The organism is Flavobacterium galactosidilyticum (assembly GCF_020911945.1).
GTDB classification, from domain to species: domain Bacteria; phylum Bacteroidota; class Bacteroidia; order Flavobacteriales; family Flavobacteriaceae; genus Flavobacterium; species Flavobacterium galactosidilyticum.
Genome location: NZ_CP087135.1, coordinates 1,525,822 through 1,549,246, shown reverse-complemented (window position 1 = coordinate 1,549,246; position 23,425 = coordinate 1,525,822). Strand labels below are relative to the sequence as shown.

Here is a 23,425-nt window from a genome sequence, read left to right as displayed (position 1 = left end):
AAATATAAAATCATGGCTTTAAACATCAAACCACTTTCAGACAGAGTTCTTATCGAGCCCGTTGCGGCTGAAACAAAAACTGCGTCAGGGATTTTTATTCCAGATACAGCAAAAGAAAAACCACAAAAAGGAACTGTTGTTGCCGTTGGAAATGGTACAAAAGATCATACAATGACAGTAAAAATTGGAGATTCTGTACTTTACGGAAAATATGCTGGAACTGAATTGAAACTAGAAGGAAAAGATTATTTAATTATGCGTGAGGATGATATTCTTGCGATAATATAATTAGTATTAAGTCGAAAGAATTAAGTATTAAGACAACTAAAATTTAATAAAACAAGAAATGGCAAAAGATATAAAATTTGATATTGAAGCACGTGACGGATTAAAACGTGGTGTTGACGCATTAGCAAATGCAGTAAAAGTAACTCTTGGACCAAAAGGTCGTAATGTAATTATTGGAAAATCTTTTGGTGGACCAAATGTTACTAAAGATGGTGTTACTGTTGCAAAAGAAATTGAATTGAAAGATCCATTAGAAAATATGGGTGCTCAAATGGTTAAAGAAGTGGCGAGCAAAACCAATGATTTAGCCGGAGACGGAACAACAACTGCTACAGTATTAGCTCAAGCTATCGTAAAAGAAGGCTTGAAAAACGTTGCAGCTGGTGCAAACCCTATGGACTTGAAACGCGGTATTGACAAAGCGGTTGAGGCTATTGTTGCTGACCTAGCTAAGCAAGCTAAAGTAGTAGGAAGCGACTCTGAAAAAATCAAGCAAATTGCTTCTATTTCTGCTAATAATGACGAAGTAATTGGTGAGTTAATCGCTACTGCTTTCGCAAAAGTTGGAAAAGAAGGTGTGATCACTGTTGAAGAGGCAAAAGGAACTGATACTTATGTAGATGTTGTGGAAGGAATGCAATTTGACAGAGGATATCTTTCTCCATATTTTGTTACCAATTCAGAAAAAATGGAAGTAGAATTGGAAAGTCCTTACATCCTTTTGTATGACAAAAAAGTATCTTCTTTAAAAGAATTATTACCAGTTTTGGAACCAGTTGCACAATCTGGAAAGCCATTATTAATTATTGCTGAAGATGTTGATGGCGAAGCACTTTCTACATTAGTGGTAAATAAATTACGTGGTGCCTTGAAAATCGCTGCTGTAAAAGCACCTGGTTTTGGAGACAGAAGAAAAGCGATGCTTGAAGATATTGCTATCTTAACTGGTGGAACTGTAATTTCTGAAGAAAGAGGTTATACCCTTGAAAACACCACTTTAGAAATGTTAGGAACTGCTAAGAAAGTAACTATCGATAAAGACAACACTACAATTGTAAGTGGTGCTGGTGAAGCTGACATGATCAAAAATCGTGTGAACCAAATTAAAGGTCAAATGGAAGCTACTACTTCTGATTATGACAAAGAAAAACTGCAAGAACGTTTGGCTAAATTAGCTGGTGGTGTTGCTGTTCTTTACGTAGGAGCTGCTTCTGAAGTAGAAATGAAAGAGAAAAAAGATAGAGTTGATGATGCACTTCACGCAACTCGTGCAGCGGTTGAAGAAGGAATTGTTGCTGGTGGAGGTGTTGCACTTTTAAGAGCTAAAAATGCGCTTTCTACTATCACACCTGACAATGCTGATGAAGCTACAGGAATCCAAATCGTATCTCGTGCTGTAGAATCTCCATTAAGAACTATCGTTGAAAATGCAGGTCTTGAAGGTTCAGTCGTGGTTGCTAAAGTAGCTGAAGGAACAGGTGATTTTGGATACAATGCAAAAACAGATGAGTACGTTGATATGTTGAAAGCAGGAATTATTGATCCTAAAAAAGTGACTCGTGTAGCTTTAGAAAACGCTGCTTCGGTTGCGGGAATGATATTGACTACTGAATGCGCTTTGATCGACATCAAAGAAGATAATGGTGGCGGAAACCCAATGGGTGGTGGTATGCCAGGAATGATGTAACAATCTATCCAAAATTATATATTAAATCCGTTTACGTTAAGTAAACGGATTTTTTTGCTTTAAACAACAATATTAGAGAAATTATAATCCAACTAGAGCATCAAAATAACAAAGAATAAAAATTTATACTCTTGATAGAACAAAAAAAAGTCCGAAGATTCAATCTTCGGACTTTTCTATTTAAACTATACTTTATCAGCAGGTCTCTTTTTTAGCAATTTTACCAACACCGGAAATGTAGAAATCAATACGATAATGATAATGATATATTCAATATGGTGTTTTAAATCAATCCCTTGCTTTAAGAAAATACCATATAGATAATGACCCGCAAAAATTAAAATAAAAGACCATAAGAAAGAACTTAATATATTAAAGAACATAAACTTCTTTTTATCCATTGATACAATTCCTGCTATTATAGGTGCAAATGTTCTAAAAATTGGTAAAAAACGGGCAAAAATAATAGCTTTGCCTCCATATTTTTCGAAGAAATCTTTTGATTGAAGTAAATATTTTTTCTTAAACCAAAAAGTATCTTCTTTTTTAAATAAGTAATAACCGCTTTTGGCTCCAAACCAATATCCAACCATATTCCCTAAAATTCCCATAAGAGCAACTAATAGTGAAAGTAACAAAACATTCATAAAATCACTAGGGATATAAATAACATTAGCCATCAACTCACCACTATAAATTCCTGCTAAAAAAAGCAAGCTATCACCTGGAAGAAAAAAACCTGCAAAAAGACCAGTTTCTGCAAATACTATAAATAAAACGATATATAAGCCAATTTGAACTCCCCCAATACTCATTGAAATATAAAACTCTGGGTTGATTAACTGAGTCCAGTCAAAATTATTCATAAATGTATTTTTTTGTTAAGGTGTATAAGTTCGTGAAAGTAATAATAATTTAGTTCAACGACAATTTAATGAGGCAATTTAAAGTTTTATTAACTAAATAATTTAAAGAAAAAATCCAAGGCTGGAAACCTTGGATTCGATAACTAATTTCTCTCATACAAACAACAATGATGTAGATTTTCATAATCTTCATTTGTCGCCTTCACTTCATCTGTATCATGTCCCACTTTTGCAATTGCTTTTTTCACACCTAATGCGGTTGTTTTTTCTTCGTTAATTATTAAACTTAGCTGATGCGTTTCAATATTCCAAGATGCTGATTTTACTCCAGGAACTGCATAAGCCGCTTTTTGAATTCGTTTTTGACATTGCTCACAATTGCCATTCACCTCAGTAACATATTTAGCATTTTTATTCTTTTTTTCTTGTGCTTGAGTTGTAAACCCGACTAAAACAAGTAAAAAAATTGTAATTAAATTTTTCATTTTTTTATTTTTAATTGTTATTGAAATTGACTTTTTTAACTGCCTTTGCAATTGACTATTTAATTTTAAAACGCAGTCCAGCATAATACATTTGACCAAAAACTGGAGCATATACGATCGTAGCATCAAAAGTGGAGCCAAAAGGATTATCACTACCAAGAATTGATTTTTCCTGCCTGTAGTTTCCTATGTTTTCTCCACCAATATACATTTCGAAAGTTGAAGAAAATGTTCTAGTGATTTGAGCATTCATCAACGAATAGGATGGTGAAAATTCAGGTAATCTATCATTCACAGGATTTGACATCGTATTTGGCAATTGCTGTTGACCAATCCAATTAAATGTATAATCAAATTTCCATTGTTTTCCTTTTTCTCCAATGTGGGTTTCATATTCTAAATTACCAAAAAATCTATGTTTTGCTTGCAACGGGTTTTGATACGTTCCCGAAAGATAATCAGTTGTTACATCGTAAAATTTATAGGCAGAACGCAAATTAAGGTGTTTTGCTAATTCATAATTAAATTCGAATTGCATCGTATTTGCAATAGATTTCCCTTTTAAATTATAAAACAAAACTTGCTGTGGACTTTGCATCAAATCAACTACCGCTTGGTTTTGGAAATCAGTTCTGTACACATCAAAACCAACATCGGCATTTTTACCAAAAAGCGAGAACTTTTGTGCAAAGCTAACTCCATAATTCCATGCAATTTCCGGATTTAATCCATAAACTTTACCGTTAGTATCTAAAATTTCGAATGCTCTAGCACTAGCAAATAACGGTTGATTTTCAGCAAAAATATTAGCAGAACGTTTTCCCCTTCCTGCTGAAAAACGTAAAACTGCTTTTTCCCATGGATTGTAACGTGCATGAAGTCTAGGCGTAACAAATGTTCCTAAACGGTTGTGATTATCTATTCGACCACCCAGGATTAAACTGAAATCATCATCATTGTCATAGGTGTATTCGAAAAAAGCTCCAACAGAGTTATCAATTCTACTGTAGTCGTTTACGTTTACAAATTCTTGGTATTTGTCATACGTAAAGTTCAAACCCGTAGCAAACTTATTCATCGTATTGCTAATTATGGAGTTGAAAATTAAGTTCGAATAATAACTACTTTGTTTGATATTGTATTGGTTTAAACCAAAATAAGAATGCTGATTATGAATATTAAAAGCATTTTGGAATCCTAAACTCTGATACGGCATATCTTTAAAAACATAACCCACTTTTGTTGAAAGATCTAGCCTTTCCGTATTAATCTCAGAACCCCAATAATTGGTAGTGCCTCGATCTGTATTTTTATCAAAATCTAATTCTCCAGTTTGCTTTTTATCATTCATATACCTGAAATTAATAAAACTTACAAGACCTTTTTCTTCATTATAATATTGGTATCTATTGAGAACATTAATTTGTTTTGCCAATGGATTATCTAGAAATCCATCACTATTCATATCAGTTTTAGAAACCCGAGTATTGCCATGCAAAAACAAGCTGCTGCTCCATTTATCTGATAATTTAGTATTGAAATGCGTATTCAACTCAAATCGAGAATCAGTAGAACCGTACGCATTCAAGAAAAACGGAATATCACTAATCGGTTTTATTAACTCAGTATTTATTTGTCCCGAAATACTTTCGTAACCATTCACTACACTTCCTGCACCTTTGGTTATCTGGATACTTTCAACCCAGGTTCCTGGTGTAAATGACAAACCATAGGCTTGCGAAGCGCCTCTAACAGAAGGAACATTTTCTTCAGTAATCATCAAATAAGGACTTGTTAATCCCAACATTTTGATTTGTTTTGTTCCTGTCAATGCATCTGTAAAATTGACATCAATCGATGGATTTGTTTCGAAACTTTCGGCGAGATTACAACAAGCTGCTTTCAGCAATTCTTTACTCGTTATAATTGTAGTATTTCCGGTTACGGTGTATGACTTTTGAATTCCTTTTCGCTTTTTTGTGATTTTTATTTCTTTCAAATTTTCTTGAGCGAAAACAGGAAATGATACAAAAATCGCAATAAAGAGCATTGCTATTTTATTCATTATAAAGTTATTTAATGTTTATGAAAAGTAGATTGAGATCACAAGAAGTGATCCGACTTTTAAAACATTAAAATCAGGCGTAAAAAATATATTGACTATACAACTTAAAGAGTGGAGGCGCATTAGCAGCACAAAAATAAGATGTGGCTTGAGCGCTTTTTAAATTTGCTTCCGAAGAAAAAACAAAGGTTTGCGATTCCTTTATAATGAAGTAAAAAGGAGAATCGATCGAGAATACTTTAAGTACCGTGTTGTCTGATTTTTTTTGAAAATTAACGACTTTGTCTTTACAACAACTTTCTTCTTTTTCAACTTTTTTCGAGCAACAGGATTTTTCAGCTTTCTGATAAGCAATTGGTTTCACAGAAACCGATGCGATTTCTCCTCCACAATAATGCACATTAAAAGCTAATCCCACATTGGAAACCAACAGTAGAAAAGCTAAAAATAGACCAGTGCATTTTTTAATATTCATGTTGCAAAATTAGTAAATAAACCGATTCGGAAAACTAAAAGATTGTTAAAATCACAATTCAAAATTCTTGCCCAATTAGTGGTGTTTCAAAATCAAAAACACAGTTATTGCTGATTGTCAAATAGTCATTAAACAAAGGTAGGTTTTCAGGAAAACGAGCTGTATGTTACAAATCTATTTTAAAATTTTCATCATTGAAAAGACAATACACATTCAAACACAACCATAGTTAAACAACTTTTGATTTATCGAAGAAGCAAAAAAAACTCTATCAGGCTTTATAGCCGAAAGAGTTTTTTTGTTTGTAATTATCCATCTATCTAATACGCTAAAGCTTTTCCAAAAGTTATTTTCAGAAACCTCACTTTATCACCAGTTTTTTTACATCCCTATTATTACTATCTATAATAGCAACTAAATAAACACCTTTGGCGTAGCCACTAGTATTCACAGCTGTATTAACAGATTCTACTTTTTGAGAATAAATTTTTTTCCCCAGTATGTCAGTAATTATTATTTGTGTCGCTGGTGAGAAAACTGCTAATTCAATATTTAGCAAATCACTCGTTGGATTTGGGAATAAAGTTATGGTCGCATTTGCTTTTTCAAATCGTTCTGTAGCCAAAAGAATAGAATTCGTATAATCATACTTAGTTCTACTCGTATTTTCATAAGTACTTGTTGCATTATCATAAGTAAAATAATTATACCCTAAAGGCTTATTTACATGCGGAAAGTCTTCAAAAAGATAATCAATTCCTGTTTTATCTTTAAAAGGATTAGCAAAGCTAGACATAAGACTCGATGAGTCATAGCTATACTCTTTTTTGTAATTATTAGCTACATTATTATAAGTAAAAACATTAGTTTCGCTAATTCTGTTGCCGGTTGCATCCAAAACATAGTCTGTTCCATCATTTTCTTTAAAAATATCATTAAAAACATCCCACTCAGCAGTTCTGTTCGTTACAATTTTATTGTTTGCATCATAAGTAAGTAGTGTCTTGGTTGAATTAACCCACTGTGAACTAACCCATTTTTCCTCTAATAAAGCACTTATTTTAGTACTACCATTATAAGTTAAAGTTCCACGAAAATCGATTACCCATTGTAAACCATCCCATTTATAGGATAAGGAGCTTTCAATCAAATTACTAGCATTATAGCTGAAAACATCTTTCCATTTGTACACCCAACTTAAACTTGAATCATCCCATTCTTCGCCTATTGACTCTGCATATTTCCCACCTACATAAGTTGCAGTTTCTCTATATGAATTTTCAAGTTTATTAGTGGCCGAAATCCAATTCTGATCTATTGTTTGTATCACCCTATTGTTACCATCATAGGCATAAGATGTTGTATAAGAAATTTTCCACAATCCAGTTAGAAAGTCATAATTATAATATGTTTCCTTAGTTAGATTGTTATTACTATCGTATTCGTAATTGTTTCCAGCATAAATTTGCCAAGAAGTGCCGTCATAATACTCGTCAATAGACGATAATAATTTGTTTTGTGCTTGCAATGCAATCGCCCAAAAAACGATAAACATGAGTAATGTAATTTTTTTCATAGTCTATTTTCTTTAAAAATTAAAAAAACAAAGTACTTTGTCGCACTATAAAATTACATTAAAATACTTTATATCAGCACTTTATGTGTATTTTTCTTTCAGAATTCATATAAAATAAATTAAATCTTTATTTTTTTTCGTTCGAATCTCAGGTTTAACCAAATAATTAAACCTCAGAGAAATAGAATCTACTGCACGATGAAAATTAAAAAAAGATATCTTAAAAGATCAGGGGTAAGCAAAATTCAAAGCGATGCTCATGGAAAAAATTCGGAAAGAAATACAATATGATTCAACTATAATTATAGAAAATTCTGCCAGATTAGGTAAAACAAGCGATGAAAACGAGTTAAAACTATTTTAATTAAAGAAATCACAATTCAAATTCTTGTCCTATCAATGGAATTTTACAAGCTAAACCATATTTTTCTTGGATTTTTATACGCAATTCATCCGCAGGTTGGTTTTCACCATGAACCAAAAACACTTTTATTGGTTTATTTTCTAATTCAGAAAGCCAGTTCAGTAAGTCTTTTTGATCTCCGTGCGCTGACAATCCTTGAATTTCTAGAATTTTTGCTTTTACAGGATAATACTGACCATAAATTTTAATATCCTTTGATCCTTCTAATAATTTTCTGCCACGTGTTCCTTCTGCTTGATAGCCAACCATGATTATAGTTGTCTCTGGAATTACAATATAGTGTTGTAAATAACTGAGTACTCTACCGCCCGTGATCATTCCGCTGGCAGCAACAACCACCTTAGGTCGGGGATCTAAAATAATCTCGTTCGTTTCCTGATAATCAGAAACCAGTATAAACATTTCACTCACTTTATTGCATTCGTCAGGAGATAATTTGTGCCATTTCGGATTATCTCTAAAAATATTCAAAGCACTAATTCCCATTGGTGAATCAATGATATAGGGAACATCAGGGATTTTTCTCTCTTGCTTTAGCTGCCATAACAAATACATAATCACTTGCGCTCGCTCAACCGCAAAACTGGGAATAATGACTGTACCACCCACGTTGATTGTATTATTAATATACATTTCTAACTCCGCTTTGGTATCAGAATGTGGATGAAGTCGGTTTCCATAAGTGCTTTCGAGAAAAACATAATCCGCTTTTTTAGGTTTAATTGGCGAAAACATTAATAAATCATCATCGCGACCAATATCTCCTGAGAAAACTAAAGTCTTATTTTCAAGCGTTACCGCAATGGTACAAGCTCCTAGAATATGTCCTGCATTTGTAAAAACTGCTTCAATTTCAGCATCTAAAGGAATAGGCTCATTGATTTTGATCACCCTAAAAAGAGGAAAGACTTTTTCTGCTTGTTCCACCGTGTAAAGAGGCTCAGCAGTTTCATGTTTAGAATATTTTCCATCATTCGCTTTATTAGCTTCCTCTTCTTGGATCTTAGCACTATCCAATAGAATGAGTTTCGTAATAGCTACCGTGGGACTAGTACAATAAATTTTACCCTTGAAACCTTGATTAACTAACCTTGGTAACCATCCACAGTGGTCTAAGTGACCATGAGTCAATAGAACAAAATCTATAGTTGAAGGCAAAACAGGCAATGGCCCCCAATTCAGTTCACGTAAAGGCTTGATCCCTTGAAACAAACCACAATCAATTAAAATCCGAATTCCTTTGCTTTCAATTAATGTTTTAGAACCTGTAACAGTTCCAGCACCTCCTATAAATGTGACTTTCATTTTGTTCGATTTAAATTAAACTATTGCAACATTTCTCTTTTTAAATATTTCTACACAACTCTGATGTTTCTCGCAAAACTTTTTTGATACGAATTGGACTCAAACCAATTTTCTCTAATAACTCCGAACTATAAGCTAGTTCCCGCACTACAATAATATCTAAATTCAATAATCTATCTTTTTCGGCAAGTGTTAAAGTGGTCAAACATGTGATGGGATACAATCCGTTAGTGTCATTTTTTGTTTTTAAATTATCGTTGTGAGGATAATCCCAACTCAAGAGGTTTAGCCCTGTACATTTAGCAAAATCAATCGCATCTGTAGTAAACCGATTATTAGTAACTATCCAACATTTAGAAACCATATCTTTTTCAGTAAAGATGGGATGCTTCCTTTCTTTTAAATCATTAAATCGAGACAAGATATACATAGGAACTTTCACATCAGAAACGGCCTCTCTACCCATGTGGAATTTACATTCGACCATTGCAACAACGTCATTTTTTTTGATTACGACATCAACTTCATGAGAAATGCACTTCCCGAATAAAGTTAAATTTGTCAATGTTTTATGCCCCTCAGATGCAAAAAGGCGTTCTATATATTTTTCGAAGAAAAAACCCGCAGGTCCCAATAAACGAATCGCTTCTCTAAGATTATAGCGTGCTGCATGAGAATTAGCTTTTTTTTTCAATAAAGCAAAAGCCATTTTGTAGATTTTCTTAGTAGAAATTCCCTCGTAGATTGAGTTTTGAATCCTTTTCATAATGTCATCAATAACACTCGCGCTAGCCCCAGATTTCATCAGTGAGCTTCTAAGCTTATCAGGACTAAACTCAACAATATCGCCAGAATGCTTAACTATTTTCATATATATTTGATAATAAATAAATTACACAAATAAAGATACGAAAAAATAGTAGCTAATTGCTGAGTTTTTGATAATAAAATCCTGCAATAAATAAGAGGAGAAAAATGGGTTGAATGAGAAACCTTCGAACATAAAAAAGAATCCAATTGTAATTTTCAGTGGTAAAAAGCACGATATAGAAAAAAGCAATTGTGGAAATCAAGAAGAAAAAACAATATAGTACCAAAGCAAATTTCACCATAGTCACTTCTTTAAAAATAATATAAATAACTCCTAATGACAAAGCAGTATTTAGTGCATATCGAAAAAGCAAACCTAAGAAAAGCAGAAAGGAGTCCACCTTTGGTAAAGATAAATTGGTAAAGTCTTGCTTGAAAAAAGCTAAAAAAGGATCATAAAATAATTCATTTTCAAAAGCACGAATCAAAGCTAATAGTACTACCAAAATAATTAGTTGTACTATTCGGAGTTTATTATTTAGTGTTTTTTGAAGCATACTTTGAAAATTTACGGACCCAGATTAACCACAAAATAAAAGCAACACCATAAATAGATAATGGAAAAATAACACCATGCAATAACGACTCTTGTTTGGGAAAATAGAAAATAAGAGCACTTAAAGCAGCAATCCTGAGAACATTTAACAAATAAATAAGCAGGCTTCCGCCAAAAATAAAAAGTAGTGTTGCTATTAATTTTCCTGAAAAAGCAACTACAAAAGAAACAAATAATATAATCACACTTACAGCATTACAACCTTCAACTAGTCGGGCTACATATTTCTGGTGGTAAACGAGTCTTAAATAAGGTTCTGGTGCAACTTCCTGAACGGAAGCATCATTAGTAAACAATAGCAAAACCTGCTCCGTATTTCTACCAACTATTTTTGTGATTGAATCTAATTTATTTTCCTCAAAATTACTAAGGTAGTTTCGATACAAGAAAGTCAAAATGATATATGTCAAAAAAAAGCTAGCTAGAAAAACTAGAAAGGGCTTGTAGATGATAAAATATTTTTTCAAGGTCAGTCTTTTTTCTAAAGAAATATATGTAATTTTCGAAACTTCTTTTAAATACTTTTACAAAATAAAAACAAAACGATGACATTTCAAGAATTACAACCAAAAGTAACCGAAATAACTTTAAACACAGACCTTTCACGCGATGAAAAGCTATTAACTATTTGTCAATTGCTTAGCGATTCTATCTCCTATTACAACTGGGTTGGATTTTATTTTGCTAATCAAGACACCAAAACTTTGCATTTAGGCCCTTATGTAGGAGCAGAAACAGATCATACCGTAATCCCTTTTGGCAAAGGAATTTGTGGGCAAGTGGCAGTTTCTAACAATAATTTTGTAGTTCCTGACGTAGCCGCACAAGATAATTATATCGCATGTAGTTTTACGGTAAAGTCTGAAATTGTAGTCCCTTTATTTGTAAATGGAGAAAACATAGGTCAAATTGATATAGACAGTCACGTAATCGATCCTTTTACAGAGAAAGACGAACGCTTTTTAGAATTTGTAAATCAAGAAATTGCAAAGTTGTTTTAAATTCCAAAAGGTAATTTATTTTTAAGCGGATATGAAAAACAAACTCTACAGATTTATACTATTATTTATTACTAGCTTAGTATTTTCACAATCACCTAAAAATATAAGTGGAAAAATTTTTCTCGATTCATCTGGGAATGAAACTTCAGAGGGGAACCACACATCTTATAGAATTATTAGAAACTACTCTTCTGACAGCGATCACTACGAAATTAATGATTATTACAAATCGGGAAGTATACAAATGAAGGGACTCTCTTCTAGCAAATATAAACTTCAAAAAAACGGTACATTTATTTTTTATCACGAAAACGGACTTAGAAAATCAATTTCAAATTACAAAAGTAATAGACAAATTGGTAAAGAATTTCGTTTTTTTGAAGATGGCACTATTGAATCTGAAATTGAATTTATTGAAAACGTTATAGGATTTGAAGAGAGGTATAAGATAGTCCAGTTTTGGAATAAAGAGCGCCAACATAAAGTAATTGATGGGAATGGGGAATATGAAACATATGACATAACAGGAATCCCTGTAATAGGAGAAGTTAAAAACGGACTCAAAGACGGACAATGGACAGGCTCACCTGAATACACTGGATTAAAATTTACTGATTTATACAAAAATGGTAAATTTATTTCAGGAAAAATCATTGACTCAACTGGAAGAAAGTTATCCTATAAAAGGTTAATCGAAGAAGGGAAACCCAAAAAAGGATTTCAAGATTTTCAGATTCATATTTCAAAAGCTTTAATGAAATCTCAAGTAGTCAAAAAAACTAAGCTTTCAGGCAAGATTTACTTTTTATTTACCGTTGAAAAAGATGGAAATTTAACTAATTTAAAAGTTTTCAAAGGACTTGATGAAACATTAGACAAAGAAGTTCTAAATACATTAAAAAACTGCGGCATCTGGATTCCTGCAAAAATTAGAGGTATAGAGACAGCAAAGGAACACAGCTTACCAATTATAATAACAGCAATTAATAGAACCTTTTAAATATTTAAGTTTTATTCCTATTACAAACAACATCCTTCTAGTTTATTTTATTTGTCAAATTACAATACCATTTATGAAAAACAAGTTACGCATAATTACATTAATACTAATCACAAGCTTAACCTACGCGCAATCAACTAAAAATTTCAGCCTAAAAATTTTTCTAGATTCATTAAAAAATGAAACTGCAGAGGGAAACCATAAATACTATCGAATTATTAAAGATTATAACTCTAACAAAGAGCGTTATGATTTCTCAGAATATTATAGTTCTGGTAAAATAGCATTACGGGGAGCAACAAAGGATAAGGACAGGATCATTTTAGATGGAAACGCTATATCTTACTACGAAAATGGCAATAAAAAAGTTGCCTCAAACTACACTGCCACTTATTTGAATGGACAACAATTCAAATGGTACGAAAATGGAAAAATGCAGTTTGTAAAAGAATTTACTTTTGATCCAATTAAAAAAGAAAGCACTGAGAAAGTCATACAGTATTGGGATGAGAATAATAATCAAAACATCATTGATGGTAATGGAACTTACGATAATCAAAGTGAATTAACTAGAATTGATAAAAACGAGATATTTTTTTTTGGTGAAAAGGGCGAAATAAAAAATGGCGTTAGAGAAGGTATTTGGACAGGTAAATCATTAAAATTAAAAATCACATTTACAGAAAGCTACGAAAATGGTAAATTGATTAGCGGAACAAGCACCGACGAAAACAATATAAGCTACAACTATACCGAAGTTATGCAAAAACCGATGGCTAAAAATGGAATTAACAGTTTCTATAAGTATATCGGCCAAAATTACAACACTCCAAAAGTACAAGGCCTTCAAGGCCAAATCTATTTGACTTTTGTCGTTGACAAAGAAGGAAAATTAATTGAGCCAAAAGTCATCAGAGATATAGGTTATGGAACAGGAACAGAAGCAATCCGCATTATAAATGCTGCTAAAAATTGGTTACCGGGAAAAATTAGAGGAATTCCCATCAGAACCATATATTCTCTACCCATAACAATTCGTACTACCAACCCACCACGATAGAACGAAATACCCATTCAAAATAATCTGAATTTATAACTAATAACTAATAATTATTATCTACATTTGCACCCGTCTTACAATAGATGTATGACATACATAAAAATCATTAAACAAATATTGGAATGTATTTAACTAAAGAGATTAAAGAAGAGATCTTCGCACAACACGGAGAAAAAACAAACACTGGAAAAGCTGAAGCGCAAATTGCTTTATTCACTTACAGAATCACTCACTTGACTGAGCACTTGAAAAAAAATCGTCACGATTATAATACAGAGCGTTCGTTAGTATTGTTAGTAGGTAAAAGAAGATCTTTGTTAGATTACTTGAAAAAGACTGAAATCAACAGATATCGTGAAATTATCAAAGTATTGAATATCAGAAAATAATCAATATAAAAAGAGGTGCGTAAGTGCCTCTTTTTTATTTTACAATTTAGAGTCTCAAAATTCTATTTTTGTCCTGACACAAAAGGGATTAGAATCAAGACTTCTCCATAAAGTCACATTATCACTTGGTAATTGACAAATAAAAAAAGTTCGGTTTTTCATTGGGTTTTAGGCATTAACTACGCAAAACAACAACTACAACACAACTAGAACCCATGTTTAACTAATAAATTAAATTTATGATTCCACAATTATTTGTAGAAAGTATCGATTTAGGTGATGGCAGAAACATCACAATCGAGACAGGTCGTCTAGCTAAACAAGCGGATGGATCTGTAGTAGTAAGAATAGGAAAAACTGTTATTTTAGGTACAGTTGTTTCTTCAAGAAAAGCAAGTCCAGGAATCGATTTTTTACCGTTAACGGTAGATTATCGTGAAAAATTTGCTGCAGCAGGACGTTTCCCAGGTGGTTTCTTCAAAAGAGAAGCAAGACCAAGTGATAGCGAAGTATTAACAATGCGTTTAGTTGACCGTGTATTGCGTCCGCTTTTCCCAGATGATTATCATGCAGAAGTGCAAGTTATGATTCAGTTAATGTCTTATGACGAAGATGTAATGCCAGACGCTCTAGCAGGTTTAGCAGCATCAGCAGCTTTGGCTTTATCTGACATTCCTTTTGAAACATTGATCTCTGAAGCAAGAGTTGGTCGTATCGACGGAAAATTCATCATCAACCCAAGCCGCGCTCAATTAGCATTATCAGATATTGATATGATGATTGGAGCTTCTATGGATTCTATCGCAATGGTAGAAGGAGAGATGAAAGAAATTTCAGAAGCTGAAATGTTAGAAGCAATTAAATTCGCTCACGAACACATCAAAAATCAAATTTCTGCTCAATTGCGTTTGCAAGCTGCTTTTGGAAAAAAAGAAGTTCGTACGTACGAAGGAGAAAAAGAAGACGAAGCTATTTACGCTAAAGTAAAAGATGCATCTTACGATAAAATTTATGCTATTGCAAGCAAAGGCTCTTCTAAACAGGAGCGTACAGCTGCATTTGATGAAGTTAAAGAAGAAGTTAAAGCATTATTCACTGAAGAAGAATTAGCAGCAGACGGAGACTTAGTTTCTAAATATTTCAAAAAAACAAACAAAGAAGCAGTTCGTAACGTAACCCTAGATTTAGGAACACGTTTAGACGGAAGAAAAACTACAGAAATCAGACCAATCTGGTGTGAAGTAGATTACTTGCCATCTGTACACGGATCTGCATTGTTTACTCGTGGAGAAACTCAAGCATTAGCAACAGCCACTTTAGGAACATCTAGAGAAGCAAACCAAATTGATTCTCCATCAGAACAAGGTGAAGAAAAATTCTACTTACATTACAACTTCCCTCCTTTCTCAACTGGTGAAGCACGTCCTTTAAGAGGAACTTCAAGAAGAGAAGTAGGTCACGGAAATTTAGCTCAAAGAGCGTTGAAAAACATGATTCCTGCTGATTGTCCTTACACAATTCGTGTAGTATCTGAAGTATTAGAATCTAACGGTTCATCTTCTATGGCAACAGTTTGTGCTGGAACATTATCATTAATGGATGCTGGTATCCAAATGATTCGTCCTGTATCTGGAATTGCAATGGGATTGATTACTGACGGAGAGCGTTTTGCTGTATTGTCTGATATTCTTGGTGATGAAGATCACTTAGGAGATATGGACTTTAAAGTAACTGGAACTTCTGTAGGAATCACTGCTTGTCAAATGGACATCAAGATTGACGGATTGAAATACGAGATTATGGAAGCTGCATTAGCGCAAGCTCGTGATGGTCGTTTGCATATCCTTGGCAAATTAATCGAAACTTTAGCAGCGCCAAAAGCAGATGTTAAAGCGTATGCTCCAAAAATTATTACAAGAAGAATTCCTAATGCGTTTATTGGTGCATTAATTGGACCTGGTGGAAAAGTGATTCAAGAATTACAAAAAGCTACTGGAACTACAATAGTTATCAATGAAGACCCAACTACTGAAGAAGGAGTTATTGAAATTTTAGGAACTGATCCTGCTGGAATTGAAGCAGTATTGGCTAAAATTAAGTCAATCACTTTCAAACCTCAAATGAATGAGTCTTACGAAGTGAAAGTAATCAAAATGCTAGATTTTGGTGCAGTTGTAGAATATACTTCAGCTCCAGGAAATGAAGTTTTGTTACACGTATCTGAACTAGCTTGGGAACGTACAGAAAATGTTGCTGATGTTGTAAACATGGGCGATGTTTTCCAAGTGAAATACTTAGGTATGGATCCGAAAACTAGAAAAGAAAAAGTGTCAAGAAAAGCACTTTTACCAAGACCTCCTCGTGAGGAGAAAAAAGAGTAATCAGATCTTAGTTTACTAAAGGTTTATTTATAGAAAACCCCAATTCATTTAGTTGAATTGGGGTTTTTGTTTTTAACATAAAAATAATATATTTAAATTCTAAACTAAAAAAGCATGTTTTCTAAAGAATTCAAAAAAGCAATACAAGAGTTGCCAAGTAACGAGAAAGACAAATTAATCTTTAGACTTTAAAAAAGAGATCTAGATTTAGCTAACCGCTTGCATTTTGAACTTGTAGATACAGAAACTGTTGAAGAGAAGAGAATCGCTTTTGAAACAGAAATACTAAAGAAAATCAACTATTTTTCAGAACGGTTTTACTCTGTTGGCTATTTACTTCAAGACACACGGTTTTTAAGCGGCGAAATCACGAATCATGTAAAAATCACCAAAGATAAATTTGGGGAAATAAGTTTAAACATGAAAATGCTAATCCATCTTTTACGTATTAATAATGAAAGGATTCAATCTTCAACTTATTTTAAAGCGTATACTTTGTGTATTTACATTATTTCAAGAACATTTAAAATTTTACTTTTAATAAAAGCAATTGATGAAGATTATTTTTTAGATTTCAAAGAAGACCTTTCTGCTTTAGGAAAACTAATTTACGACAATCCATTTCTTATGCGCACTGCTATTGACAACGAATTAGACGTAAATTGGTTAATTTAAGGCGAATTTCCTGATAATATTGCTGCCATACATAAAGAGATTAGAGCGAATGGATTTTTGAAATAGAAAAACAATTAAATTAAATCTTGTCCTATTTTTTTTTCAGAAATTGTCTTTTGAAAATAAAATTTCCTATTTTCCGTAAATCGCGTTAGGGATTGCTACGCCAGTTCGCTTCGCTCGTGTGTAGCGGAGCTCTTTTTTTAAGACCCGATTTTTAGGGAATTAAAAAAAAGGGGGTGGATAACCCAACCCTTGTGATAACGCCCAAAAAATATTCTAAAAAATTATTTTCAAATTAGTGTAACTTTTTTGCAACTCCATACGTATAACTACTTGTACACTTAAAACTGAGGAGACAAAAACATGAGACAACTTAAAATCACCAAGCAGGTAACGAATCGTGAAACTGCATCATTAGACAAATATTTACAAGAAATTGGAAAAGTTGATCTTATTACAGCAGACGAAGAAGTAGAATTGGCTCAAAAAATTAAGGCTGGGGATCAAAAAGCCCTAGAAAAATTGACAAAAGCTAATTTACGTTTCGTTGTTTCGGTGGCTAAACAATACCAAAATCAAGGACTTACACTTCCTGATTTAATTAACGAAGGAAACTTAGGATTAATAAAAGCAGCACAACGTTTTGATGAGACACGTGGTTTCAAATTCATTTCGTACGCGGTTTGGTGGATTCGTCAATCTATCTTACAAGCATTAGCTGAACAATCTCGTATCGTTCGTTTGCCTTTGAATAAAATTGGTTCTATCAATAAAATCAACAAAATGTACGCTTTACTAGAGCAATCTAATGAGCGTCCACCATCTGCTGAGGAAATTGCAAAAGAGCTTGACATGACTGTAAATGATGTAAAAGAGTCTATGAAAAACTCTGGTCGTCACTTATCAATGGATGCACCTCTTGTAGAAGGAGAAGATTCTAACCTTTACGACGTTTTACGTTCAGGTGAGTCTCCAAATCCAGACAGAGAATTAATCCACGAATCTTTACGTACTGAAATTGAGCGTTCATTAGAAACATTAACACCAAGAGAAGCTGATGTTGTTCGTTTGTATTTTGGTTTAGGTGATCAACACCCAATGACTTTAGAGGAAATTGGAGAAACTTTTGACCTTACTCGTGAGCGTGTGCGCCAAATCAAGGAAAAAGCAATCCGCAGATTGAAACACACTTCAAGAAGTAAAATCCTTAAAACATATTTAGGATAATATATCAATTCCAGCAATGGAATTACACAGTAAACAACAGTTTGATTGACTGTTCGTTTTTTGATTGATGATTGAAACTCCGGCTGATTACCGGAGTTTTGCTTTTTCAGCAAAAATCCGGTCAGTTCGCAAATGCTCGAGTTTCCGGAGTTTTGTTTTTTTAATCTGATTTCTTTTTTCTATTTTATGGCGTATCCCTGCGTAAAAACTTCGGGTCGGGCTTTACGTTACAATCTTTTTCCTTTATTCTACTATCGCTACATAAAAGAAAAAGGATTTTCACTGCAATCCCTTACGCAAGCAAAACACCCAACTAACGAGCTTTCTCTTCCGATAAAAAACTTTCGCCAATTGCTCTAAAAAAACTACTTTTGCACAAACAATACAACTACACAATGAAGAACACACTTATTGCCCCATCAGTATTAGCCGCTGATTTTGGAAATTTACAACGCGACATTGAAATGATTAACAATTCTGAAGCTGACTGGTTTCACATTGACATCATGGATGGTGTTTTTGTTCCTAATATTTCTTACGGAATGCCAGTTTTAGAAGCAATTACAAAGCACGCAACAAAAACGGTTGATGTTCACTTGATGATAATTGATCCTGATCGCTACATTAAAACATTTGCTGAATTAGGCGCTAATGTATTAAGCGTACATTATGAAGCATGCACGCACCTTCACAGAACGTTGCAAGCTATTAAAGCGGAAGGAATGAAAGCTGGAGTAGCAATTAATCCACATACTAACATTGATTTACTAGAAGACGTAATTAATGATATTGATTTAGTTTGCATCATGAGTGTAAATCCAGGTTTTGGAGGTCAATCTTTTATTGAGAACACTTATGCAAAAGTTAAAAAATTAAAAGATTTAATCACTAAAAAAGGAGCTACAACACTTATTGAAGTTGATGGCGGCGTTACAAACAAAAACGCAAAACAACTTGTTGAAGCCGGAGCCGATGTTCTAGTAGCAGGAAGTTTTGTTTTTAAAGCTGAAAATCCAACACAAACAATACACGATTTAAAGAAACTAACTAGTTTCTAAAAAAAATGGCGCTCAAGGCGCCATTTTTTTTACAATAGTTTTTTGGTAAACCTAATTAAATAATATTCTTATTAAGAAACACCATCTAAAAACTAAAACCTATCCTAGCTAGACGAGAAAACCCTTTTGTACCTCGCGAAGCTCCGGGAAGCACAAAAGATTGTAACGGATAGCTGGAATAGCTTCTACAAATTACAATTAAGGCAATCATATTTCGGTTACAATCGAGGTGAATACCTCCTTCCCTCCCTCTATGAATGATTCCATCCTTTTGAATGTTAAAAGCTATAAAAAAAGACATATTATTGTATTCTGTAATAACCATAAGCCACAAAAAAACCGCCACTCTTTCGAATGGCGGTTTTTTACTTTATTCTATAACAATATTTTCTTTTTTGTCGTAGAAATGATATTCTAAATACGTGTAAGCATCACGAGGTATGATTTTCACCCACTTTTTATGTTCAAGAAACCATTTTGAACGTAATGATGGAAAACCTTTGGTAAGGTATGCGGCCACAAATGGATGTACATTAAGCACAACATCTTTGTGGTTCTTTAATACTCTTTCTAGGTCAAAATTGATTTTATCAATGATTTGAATTGGCGCTTCAATTTCGCCACTTTCATTGTTAGGATCTTCTTCTCTAGTTTTAATATTTACTTCTGGTCTTACTCTTTGTCTCGTAATTTGGACTAATCCAAATTTACTCGGAGGTAAGATCTTGTGTTTTGCTTTATCATCGCTCATTTCTTCTTTCAAGAAATCGAACAAGACTTTACGATTTTCGGGATTAGACATGTCGATAAAATCAATAACTATGATTCCGCCCATATCACGTAGACGCAATTGTCTAGCGATTTCAGCGGCAGCAATCATATTTACTTCCATGGCTGTATCTTCCTGGTTGGTAGCCTTATTAGAACGGTTTCCGCTGTTTACGTCGATAACGTGTAACGCTTCAGTATGTTCAATAATAAGATATGCTCCTTTACTCATGGATACGGTTTTTCCAAAAGAAGTTTTGATTTGTCTCTCTATGTTATATTTCTCAAAAATGGGAGTGTCTTTAGATTGATAAAACTTGACAATTGATTGTTTGGATGGAGCAATTTCTTGCAAGTAATCCTTTGTTTGGTTGTACAACTCTTCATCATCAATCTGAATACCACTAAAGGTATCATTAAACACGTCTCTTAGTATTGAAGAAGCTCTATTGAGTTCTCCTAAAACTTTAGACGGATGATGAGCAGTTGGTAATTTTTTACACATTGCAGTCCATCTGCTAAGCAGGTTCTGCAAATCTTTTTCTAATTCTACTGTACTTTTGCCTTCGGCTACTGTGCGAACAATAACACCAAATCCTTTTGGTTTGATGGATTGTACCAATCGTTTCAAACGTTCTTTTTCTTTTTTGTCTTCTATTTTTTGTGAAATAGAAACGCGGTCAGAAAACGGAACTAAAACTATAAATCTTCCGGCAAGTGAAAGCTCAGCGCTTATTCTTGGGCCTTTTGTAGATATAGGTTCTTTGACGACTTGTACTAAAACAGATTGATTAGCACTCAATACATCAGTAATGGTACCATCTTTGTCTATTTCTTTTTCAAACTGAAAGGTTTTTAGGGAGAAATCTTTTAATTTACCTGCGCTTACAAGTTTTATGAATTTCAGTTGAGAAGCTAAATTAGGTCCTAAATCGTGATAATGTAAAAAGGCATCTTTTTCATAGCCAACATTTACAAAAGCAGCATTAAGTCCAGCAACTGGTTTCCTTATTTTAGCAATAAAAATATCGCCAACCTGGAAGTTACTTTCTTCTTCTTCTTTGTGTAATTCAATTAGTTTTCCATCTTTTAATAAGGCAAAATCTACGGCTTCAGAACTAGATCTAATGATTAATTCTTTATTCATCTGTAAATTTTTATCCGCACTTTTCGATTTTAGAATTAAGATTTTAGAGTTAAGATTTTAAAAAAAATCTACAATCTACAATCTACAATCTATAATTAAATTGTAAGGATGGATTAAACAATAATTTAACAGGTATTGTACCCGGAGAAAACAAGGTCACAGTTTACAGTATTCAGCTTGCAGCTAACTGAGCACTAAATACTGAACTCTGATTACTAATTTTCAATTTCAATGAACTTTTAAAAAGAAAAAAGTAGTTATAAACTACTTTTTCTTTTTGTGACGGTTAGCTCTCGCTCTTTTTTTACGTTTGTGCGTCGCTACCTTATGTCTCTTTCTTTTTTTACCACTTGGCATATCTTATCGATTTTATGATTAATTAATATTATTATTTTGCTTCGTTATTTGTCTTAACTCCTTCTACGAAAACTTTTGCAGGTTTAAATGCAGGGATATTGTGTGCAGGAATTTTTATTGTTGTATTTTTTGAGATATTTCTACCTGTTTTTTCAGCTCTAGTTTTAACAATAAAACTTCCAAAACCTCTTAAATATACATTGTCTCCAGTCTCTAATGAATTTTTTACTTCATTCATAAAAGTCTCCACAGTTGCCTGAACATCCCCTTTTTCAAGACCTAATTTCTCTGAAATTTTCGCTACGATATCTGCTTTCGTCATTTTCTTTCCTATTATATTATGTTGTACTATTTTTTTGAGGTTGCAAATATAGGAATTTAAAAAACAATTATTCAAGCTAATTCATTAAATTTTAATCACATAAACTTTTACTTTTGTAGTCTAATATTTAAAGATGAATTTCTCTAACCTACTGATAAAATGGTACTTACAAAATAAACGCGATTTACCATGGCGAAACACGACTAACCCTTACCCTATTTGGCTCTCGGAAATCATGTTACAACAGACGCGAGTTGCTCAAGGAATGCCCTATTTTTTATCTTTTACAACCGCTTTTCCAACCGTTTTTGATTTGGCAAAAGCCAATGAAGAAAAAGTGTTAAAACTCTGGCAAGGATTGGGCTATTACTCACGTGCTCGAAATTTACATAAAACGGCTCAGTATATCGCAACAGAATTAAACGGAATATTTCCAGACAACTATATAGACTTGTTAAAATTAAAAGGCGTTGGCGAATATACGGCTGCTGCAATAGCTTCTTTTGCTTATAATGAAGTAGTTCCTGTTGTTGATGGAAATGTGTTTCGGGTTTTGTCTCGCTATTTCGATGTAGAGACTGATATTGCTCAGGCTTCCTCCAAAAAGGAATTCGCTGCTTTGGCTTTCGAAGTCATGCCAAAAGACAACCCTGCAACTTTCAATCAAGCCATTATGGAGTTTGGCGCTTTGCAATGCGTTCCTAAAAGTCCGAATTGTGGCATTTGTGTTTTCAACGAAAGTTGCGCCGCTTTGCAAAAAAATAAAGTCGATCAATTGCCCGTGAAATCCAAAAAACTAAAAGTGAGGAACCGATTCTTTAATTATTTGGTTGTTGCCGATGAAAATGAAAACACTATAATTCAAAAACGAACATCAAAAGGGATTTGGCATAATTTATATGAGTTTCCATTACTAGAAACTGAAAAAGAAGAAAATTTTGATTTTGTTTCAGAGCAAATACAAAATGAATATTTTAAAGAAAATACTATTTCAAGCATTTTAGAAACTTCCGACAAGAGCATTATCCATAAGTTATCGCACCAGCATTTACATATTAAGTTTTGGAAAGTAACTTTGGACGGTTCTATTAAGGAAGGGATAAATCAAGAAACGCTGAAAACTTTTCCTTTTCCAATTGTCATTCATAATTTTATTGAAAAGGAAGAGATGTAATTCTACTAATTTATTACCCACTCCTATTTATTGTAAGTTTTTTTTTAACTAAATTTAATAGAATGTAAGAAAACATTTGGTTATATTGTTTTATTATTTTTTATTTGTTCTCGGTATACCAAACGAATCAATTTGTTAATTTAACTTTTAAACCATGAAAAAAAACCATTTTTTTATTTGCATTTTTATCTGTTTCTTTATTTGCTAGTGCAAATGAGGTAGGAACAAAAACTTTAATTCCTAATCAAATTAAAGAAATTAACACG

The 23,425-nt window shown here is 33.1% G+C and carries 22 protein-coding genes; 11 read left to right on the top strand and 11 right to left on the bottom strand.

What is annotated here, in order from left to right:
- Positions 1 to 12: 12 nt before the first annotated feature.
- Positions 13 to 288 (top strand): co-chaperone GroES, encoded by a 276-nt coding sequence (locus tag LNP27_RS06735; protein ID WP_035670228.1) that lies wholly within the window; start codon positions 13 to 15, stop codon positions 286 to 288.
- Positions 289 to 346: 58 nt separating this feature from the next.
- A complete protein-coding gene (groL, locus tag LNP27_RS06730) occupies positions 347 to 1,975 on the top strand; it encodes a chaperonin GroEL (protein ID WP_229943832.1) in 1,629 nt (542 codons plus the stop codon).
- 185 nt (positions 1,976 to 2,160) lie between these two features.
- Here the strand turns inward: groL and LNP27_RS06725 are convergent, their stop codons facing one another.
- From LNP27_RS06725 to xrtF, 9 genes are all read right to left on the bottom strand, one after another.
- Entirely contained in the window at positions 2,161 to 2,841 is a 681-nt protein-coding gene (locus LNP27_RS06725; RefSeq protein ID WP_229943831.1) for a DedA family protein, read from the bottom strand.
- Between the two features lie 143 nt (positions 2,842 to 2,984).
- A complete protein-coding gene (locus LNP27_RS06720; protein WP_229943830.1) occupies positions 2,985 to 3,326 on the bottom strand; it encodes a heavy-metal-associated domain-containing protein in 342 nt (113 codons plus the stop codon).
- Positions 3,327 to 3,381: 55 nt separating this feature from the next.
- Positions 3,382 to 5,391, bottom strand: a complete 2,010-nt coding sequence (locus LNP27_RS06715; RefSeq protein WP_229943829.1) for a TonB-dependent receptor plug domain-containing protein — start codon at positions 5,389 to 5,391, stop codon at positions 3,382 to 3,384.
- A gap of 73 nt (positions 5,392 to 5,464) precedes the next feature.
- Positions 5,465 to 5,866 carry an HYC_CC_PP family protein gene (locus tag LNP27_RS06710; protein WP_229943828.1) on the bottom strand — a complete coding sequence of 134 codons (402 nt, stop codon included), beginning with the start codon at positions 5,864 to 5,866 and terminating at the stop codon, positions 5,465 to 5,467.
- A 361-nt stretch (positions 5,867 to 6,227) separates the two neighbouring features.
- Complete coding sequence (locus tag LNP27_RS06705) at positions 6,228 to 7,442, bottom strand: T9SS type A sorting domain-containing protein (RefSeq protein ID WP_229943827.1); 1,215 nt, start codon at positions 7,440 to 7,442, stop codon at positions 6,228 to 6,230.
- A 373-nt stretch (positions 7,443 to 7,815) separates the two neighbouring features.
- A complete protein-coding gene (locus LNP27_RS06700; RefSeq protein ID WP_229943826.1) occupies positions 7,816 to 9,171 on the bottom strand; it encodes an MBL fold metallo-hydrolase in 1,356 nt (451 codons plus the stop codon).
- A gap of 40 nt (positions 9,172 to 9,211) precedes the next feature.
- A complete protein-coding gene (locus LNP27_RS06695) occupies positions 9,212 to 10,042 on the bottom strand; it encodes an ATP cone domain-containing protein (RefSeq protein ID WP_229943825.1) in 831 nt (276 codons plus the stop codon).
- Positions 10,043 to 10,094: 52 nt separating this feature from the next.
- Complete coding sequence (locus LNP27_RS06690) at positions 10,095 to 10,538, bottom strand: exosortase F system-associated membrane protein (RefSeq protein WP_229943824.1); 444 nt, start codon at positions 10,536 to 10,538, stop codon at positions 10,095 to 10,097.
- Positions 10,516 to 11,064 carry an exosortase family protein XrtF gene (gene xrtF, locus LNP27_RS06685; RefSeq protein ID WP_229943823.1) on the bottom strand — a complete coding sequence of 183 codons (549 nt, stop codon included), beginning with the start codon at positions 11,062 to 11,064 and terminating at the stop codon, positions 10,516 to 10,518. Before xrtF ends, LNP27_RS06690 begins: the two co-directional genes overlap by 23 nt.
- A 78-nt stretch (positions 11,065 to 11,142) precedes the next feature.
- Here xrtF and LNP27_RS06680 point away from each other — a divergent pair, with 78 nt between their 5' ends.
- The 8 genes from LNP27_RS06680 to rpe all read left to right on the top strand — a co-directional run bounded on the left by LNP27_RS06680 (position 11,143) and on the right by rpe (position 19,391).
- Positions 11,143 to 11,598: a GAF domain-containing protein gene (locus LNP27_RS06680; RefSeq protein ID WP_229943822.1), complete on the top strand. Its 456-nt coding sequence runs from the start codon at positions 11,143 to 11,145 to the stop codon at positions 11,596 to 11,598.
- 31 nt (positions 11,599 to 11,629) lie between these two features.
- A complete protein-coding gene (locus LNP27_RS06675) occupies positions 11,630 to 12,598 on the top strand; it encodes an energy transducer TonB (RefSeq protein WP_229943821.1) in 969 nt (322 codons plus the stop codon).
- A 73-nt stretch (positions 12,599 to 12,671) separates the two neighbouring features.
- Entirely contained in the window at positions 12,672 to 13,658 is a 987-nt protein-coding gene (locus LNP27_RS06670; RefSeq protein WP_229943820.1) for an energy transducer TonB, read from the top strand.
- Positions 13,659 to 13,780: 122 nt separating this feature from the next.
- Positions 13,781 to 14,047 carry a 30S ribosomal protein S15 gene (gene rpsO, locus LNP27_RS06665; RefSeq protein WP_229943819.1) on the top strand — a complete coding sequence of 89 codons (267 nt, stop codon included), beginning with the start codon at positions 13,781 to 13,783 and terminating at the stop codon, positions 14,045 to 14,047.
- Between the two features lie 239 nt (positions 14,048 to 14,286).
- The gene (locus LNP27_RS06660; protein ID WP_229943818.1) at positions 14,287 to 16,428 is read left to right on the top strand and encodes a polyribonucleotide nucleotidyltransferase; all 2,142 of its coding nucleotides are present in this window, start codon (positions 14,287 to 14,289) and stop codon (positions 16,426 to 16,428) included.
- 219 nt (positions 16,429 to 16,647) lie between these two features.
- The gene (locus tag LNP27_RS06655; protein WP_229943817.1) at positions 16,648 to 17,103 is read left to right on the top strand and encodes a hypothetical protein; all 456 of its coding nucleotides are present in this window, start codon (positions 16,648 to 16,650) and stop codon (positions 17,101 to 17,103) included.
- Positions 17,104 to 17,469: 366 nt separating this feature from the next.
- Complete coding sequence (locus LNP27_RS06650) at positions 17,470 to 18,333, top strand: sigma-70 family RNA polymerase sigma factor (protein WP_007137700.1); 864 nt, start codon at positions 17,470 to 17,472, stop codon at positions 18,331 to 18,333.
- A gap of 395 nt (positions 18,334 to 18,728) precedes the next feature.
- Positions 18,729 to 19,391, top strand: coding sequence for a ribulose-phosphate 3-epimerase (rpe, locus tag LNP27_RS06645; RefSeq protein ID WP_229943816.1), 663 nt, complete (start codon positions 18,729 to 18,731; stop codon positions 19,389 to 19,391).
- A 370-nt stretch (positions 19,392 to 19,761) separates the two neighbouring features.
- Here rpe and LNP27_RS06640 read toward each other — a convergent pair whose 3' ends face one another.
- Positions 19,762 to 21,306, bottom strand: a complete 1,545-nt coding sequence (locus LNP27_RS06640; RefSeq protein WP_229943815.1) for an Rne/Rng family ribonuclease — start codon at positions 21,304 to 21,306, stop codon at positions 19,762 to 19,764.
- Positions 21,307 to 21,694: 388 nt separating this feature from the next.
- Complete coding sequence (locus LNP27_RS06635) at positions 21,695 to 21,985, bottom strand: HU family DNA-binding protein (protein ID WP_066080765.1); 291 nt, start codon at positions 21,983 to 21,985, stop codon at positions 21,695 to 21,697.
- A 133-nt stretch (positions 21,986 to 22,118) separates the two neighbouring features.
- On the opposite strand from LNP27_RS06635, the gene mutY reads away from it, so the two are divergent.
- Complete coding sequence (gene mutY / locus LNP27_RS06630; RefSeq protein ID WP_229943814.1) at positions 22,119 to 23,159, top strand: A/G-specific adenine glycosylase; 1,041 nt, start codon at positions 22,119 to 22,121, stop codon at positions 23,157 to 23,159.
- Positions 23,160 to 23,425: the final 266 nt, after the last annotated feature.

Bases quoted from the DNA above. Each gene is read 5' to 3' on its own strand.
- LNP27_RS06735 (WP_035670228.1), top strand. From the start codon at position 13: ATGGCTTTAAACATCAAACCACTTTCAGACAGAGTTCTTATCGAGCCC.
- groL (WP_229943832.1), top strand. From the start codon at position 347: ATGGCAAAAGATATAAAATTTGATATTGAAGCACGTGACGGATTAAAA.
- LNP27_RS06725 (WP_229943831.1), bottom strand. From the start codon at position 2,841: ATGAATAATTTTGACTGGACTCAGTTAATCAACCCAGAGTTTTATATT.
- LNP27_RS06720 (WP_229943830.1), bottom strand. From the start codon at position 3,326: ATGAAAAATTTAATTACAATTTTTTTACTTGTTTTAGTCGGGTTTACA.
- LNP27_RS06715 (WP_229943829.1), bottom strand. From the start codon at position 5,391: ATGAATAAAATAGCAATGCTCTTTATTGCGATTTTTGTATCATTTCCT.
- LNP27_RS06710 (WP_229943828.1), bottom strand. From the start codon at position 5,866: ATGAATATTAAAAAATGCACTGGTCTATTTTTAGCTTTTCTACTGTTG.
- LNP27_RS06705 (WP_229943827.1), bottom strand. From the start codon at position 7,442: ATGAAAAAAATTACATTACTCATGTTTATCGTTTTTTGGGCGATTGCA.
- LNP27_RS06700 (WP_229943826.1), bottom strand. From the start codon at position 9,171: ATGAAAGTCACATTTATAGGAGGTGCTGGAACTGTTACAGGTTCTAAA.
- LNP27_RS06695 (WP_229943825.1), bottom strand. From the start codon at position 10,042: ATGAAAATAGTTAAGCATTCTGGCGATATTGTTGAGTTTAGTCCTGAT.
- LNP27_RS06690 (WP_229943824.1), bottom strand. From the start codon at position 10,538: ATGCTTCAAAAAACACTAAATAATAAACTCCGAATAGTACAACTAATT.
- LNP27_RS06680 (WP_229943822.1), top strand. From the start codon at position 11,143: ATGACATTTCAAGAATTACAACCAAAAGTAACCGAAATAACTTTAAAC.
- LNP27_RS06675 (WP_229943821.1), top strand. From the start codon at position 11,630: ATGAAAAACAAACTCTACAGATTTATACTATTATTTATTACTAGCTTA.
- LNP27_RS06670 (WP_229943820.1), top strand. From the start codon at position 12,672: ATGAAAAACAAGTTACGCATAATTACATTAATACTAATCACAAGCTTA.
- rpsO (WP_229943819.1), top strand. From the start codon at position 13,781: ATGTATTTAACTAAAGAGATTAAAGAAGAGATCTTCGCACAACACGGA.
- LNP27_RS06660 (WP_229943818.1), top strand. From the start codon at position 14,287: ATGATTCCACAATTATTTGTAGAAAGTATCGATTTAGGTGATGGCAGA.
- LNP27_RS06650 (WP_007137700.1), top strand. From the start codon at position 17,470: ATGAGACAACTTAAAATCACCAAGCAGGTAACGAATCGTGAAACTGCA.
- rpe (WP_229943816.1), top strand. From the start codon at position 18,729: ATGAAGAACACACTTATTGCCCCATCAGTATTAGCCGCTGATTTTGGA.
- LNP27_RS06640 (WP_229943815.1), bottom strand. From the start codon at position 21,306: ATGAATAAAGAATTAATCATTAGATCTAGTTCTGAAGCCGTAGATTTT.
- LNP27_RS06635 (WP_066080765.1), bottom strand. From the start codon at position 21,985: ATGACGAAAGCAGATATCGTAGCGAAAATTTCAGAGAAATTAGGTCTT.
- mutY (WP_229943814.1), top strand. From the start codon at position 22,119: ATGAATTTCTCTAACCTACTGATAAAATGGTACTTACAAAATAAACGC.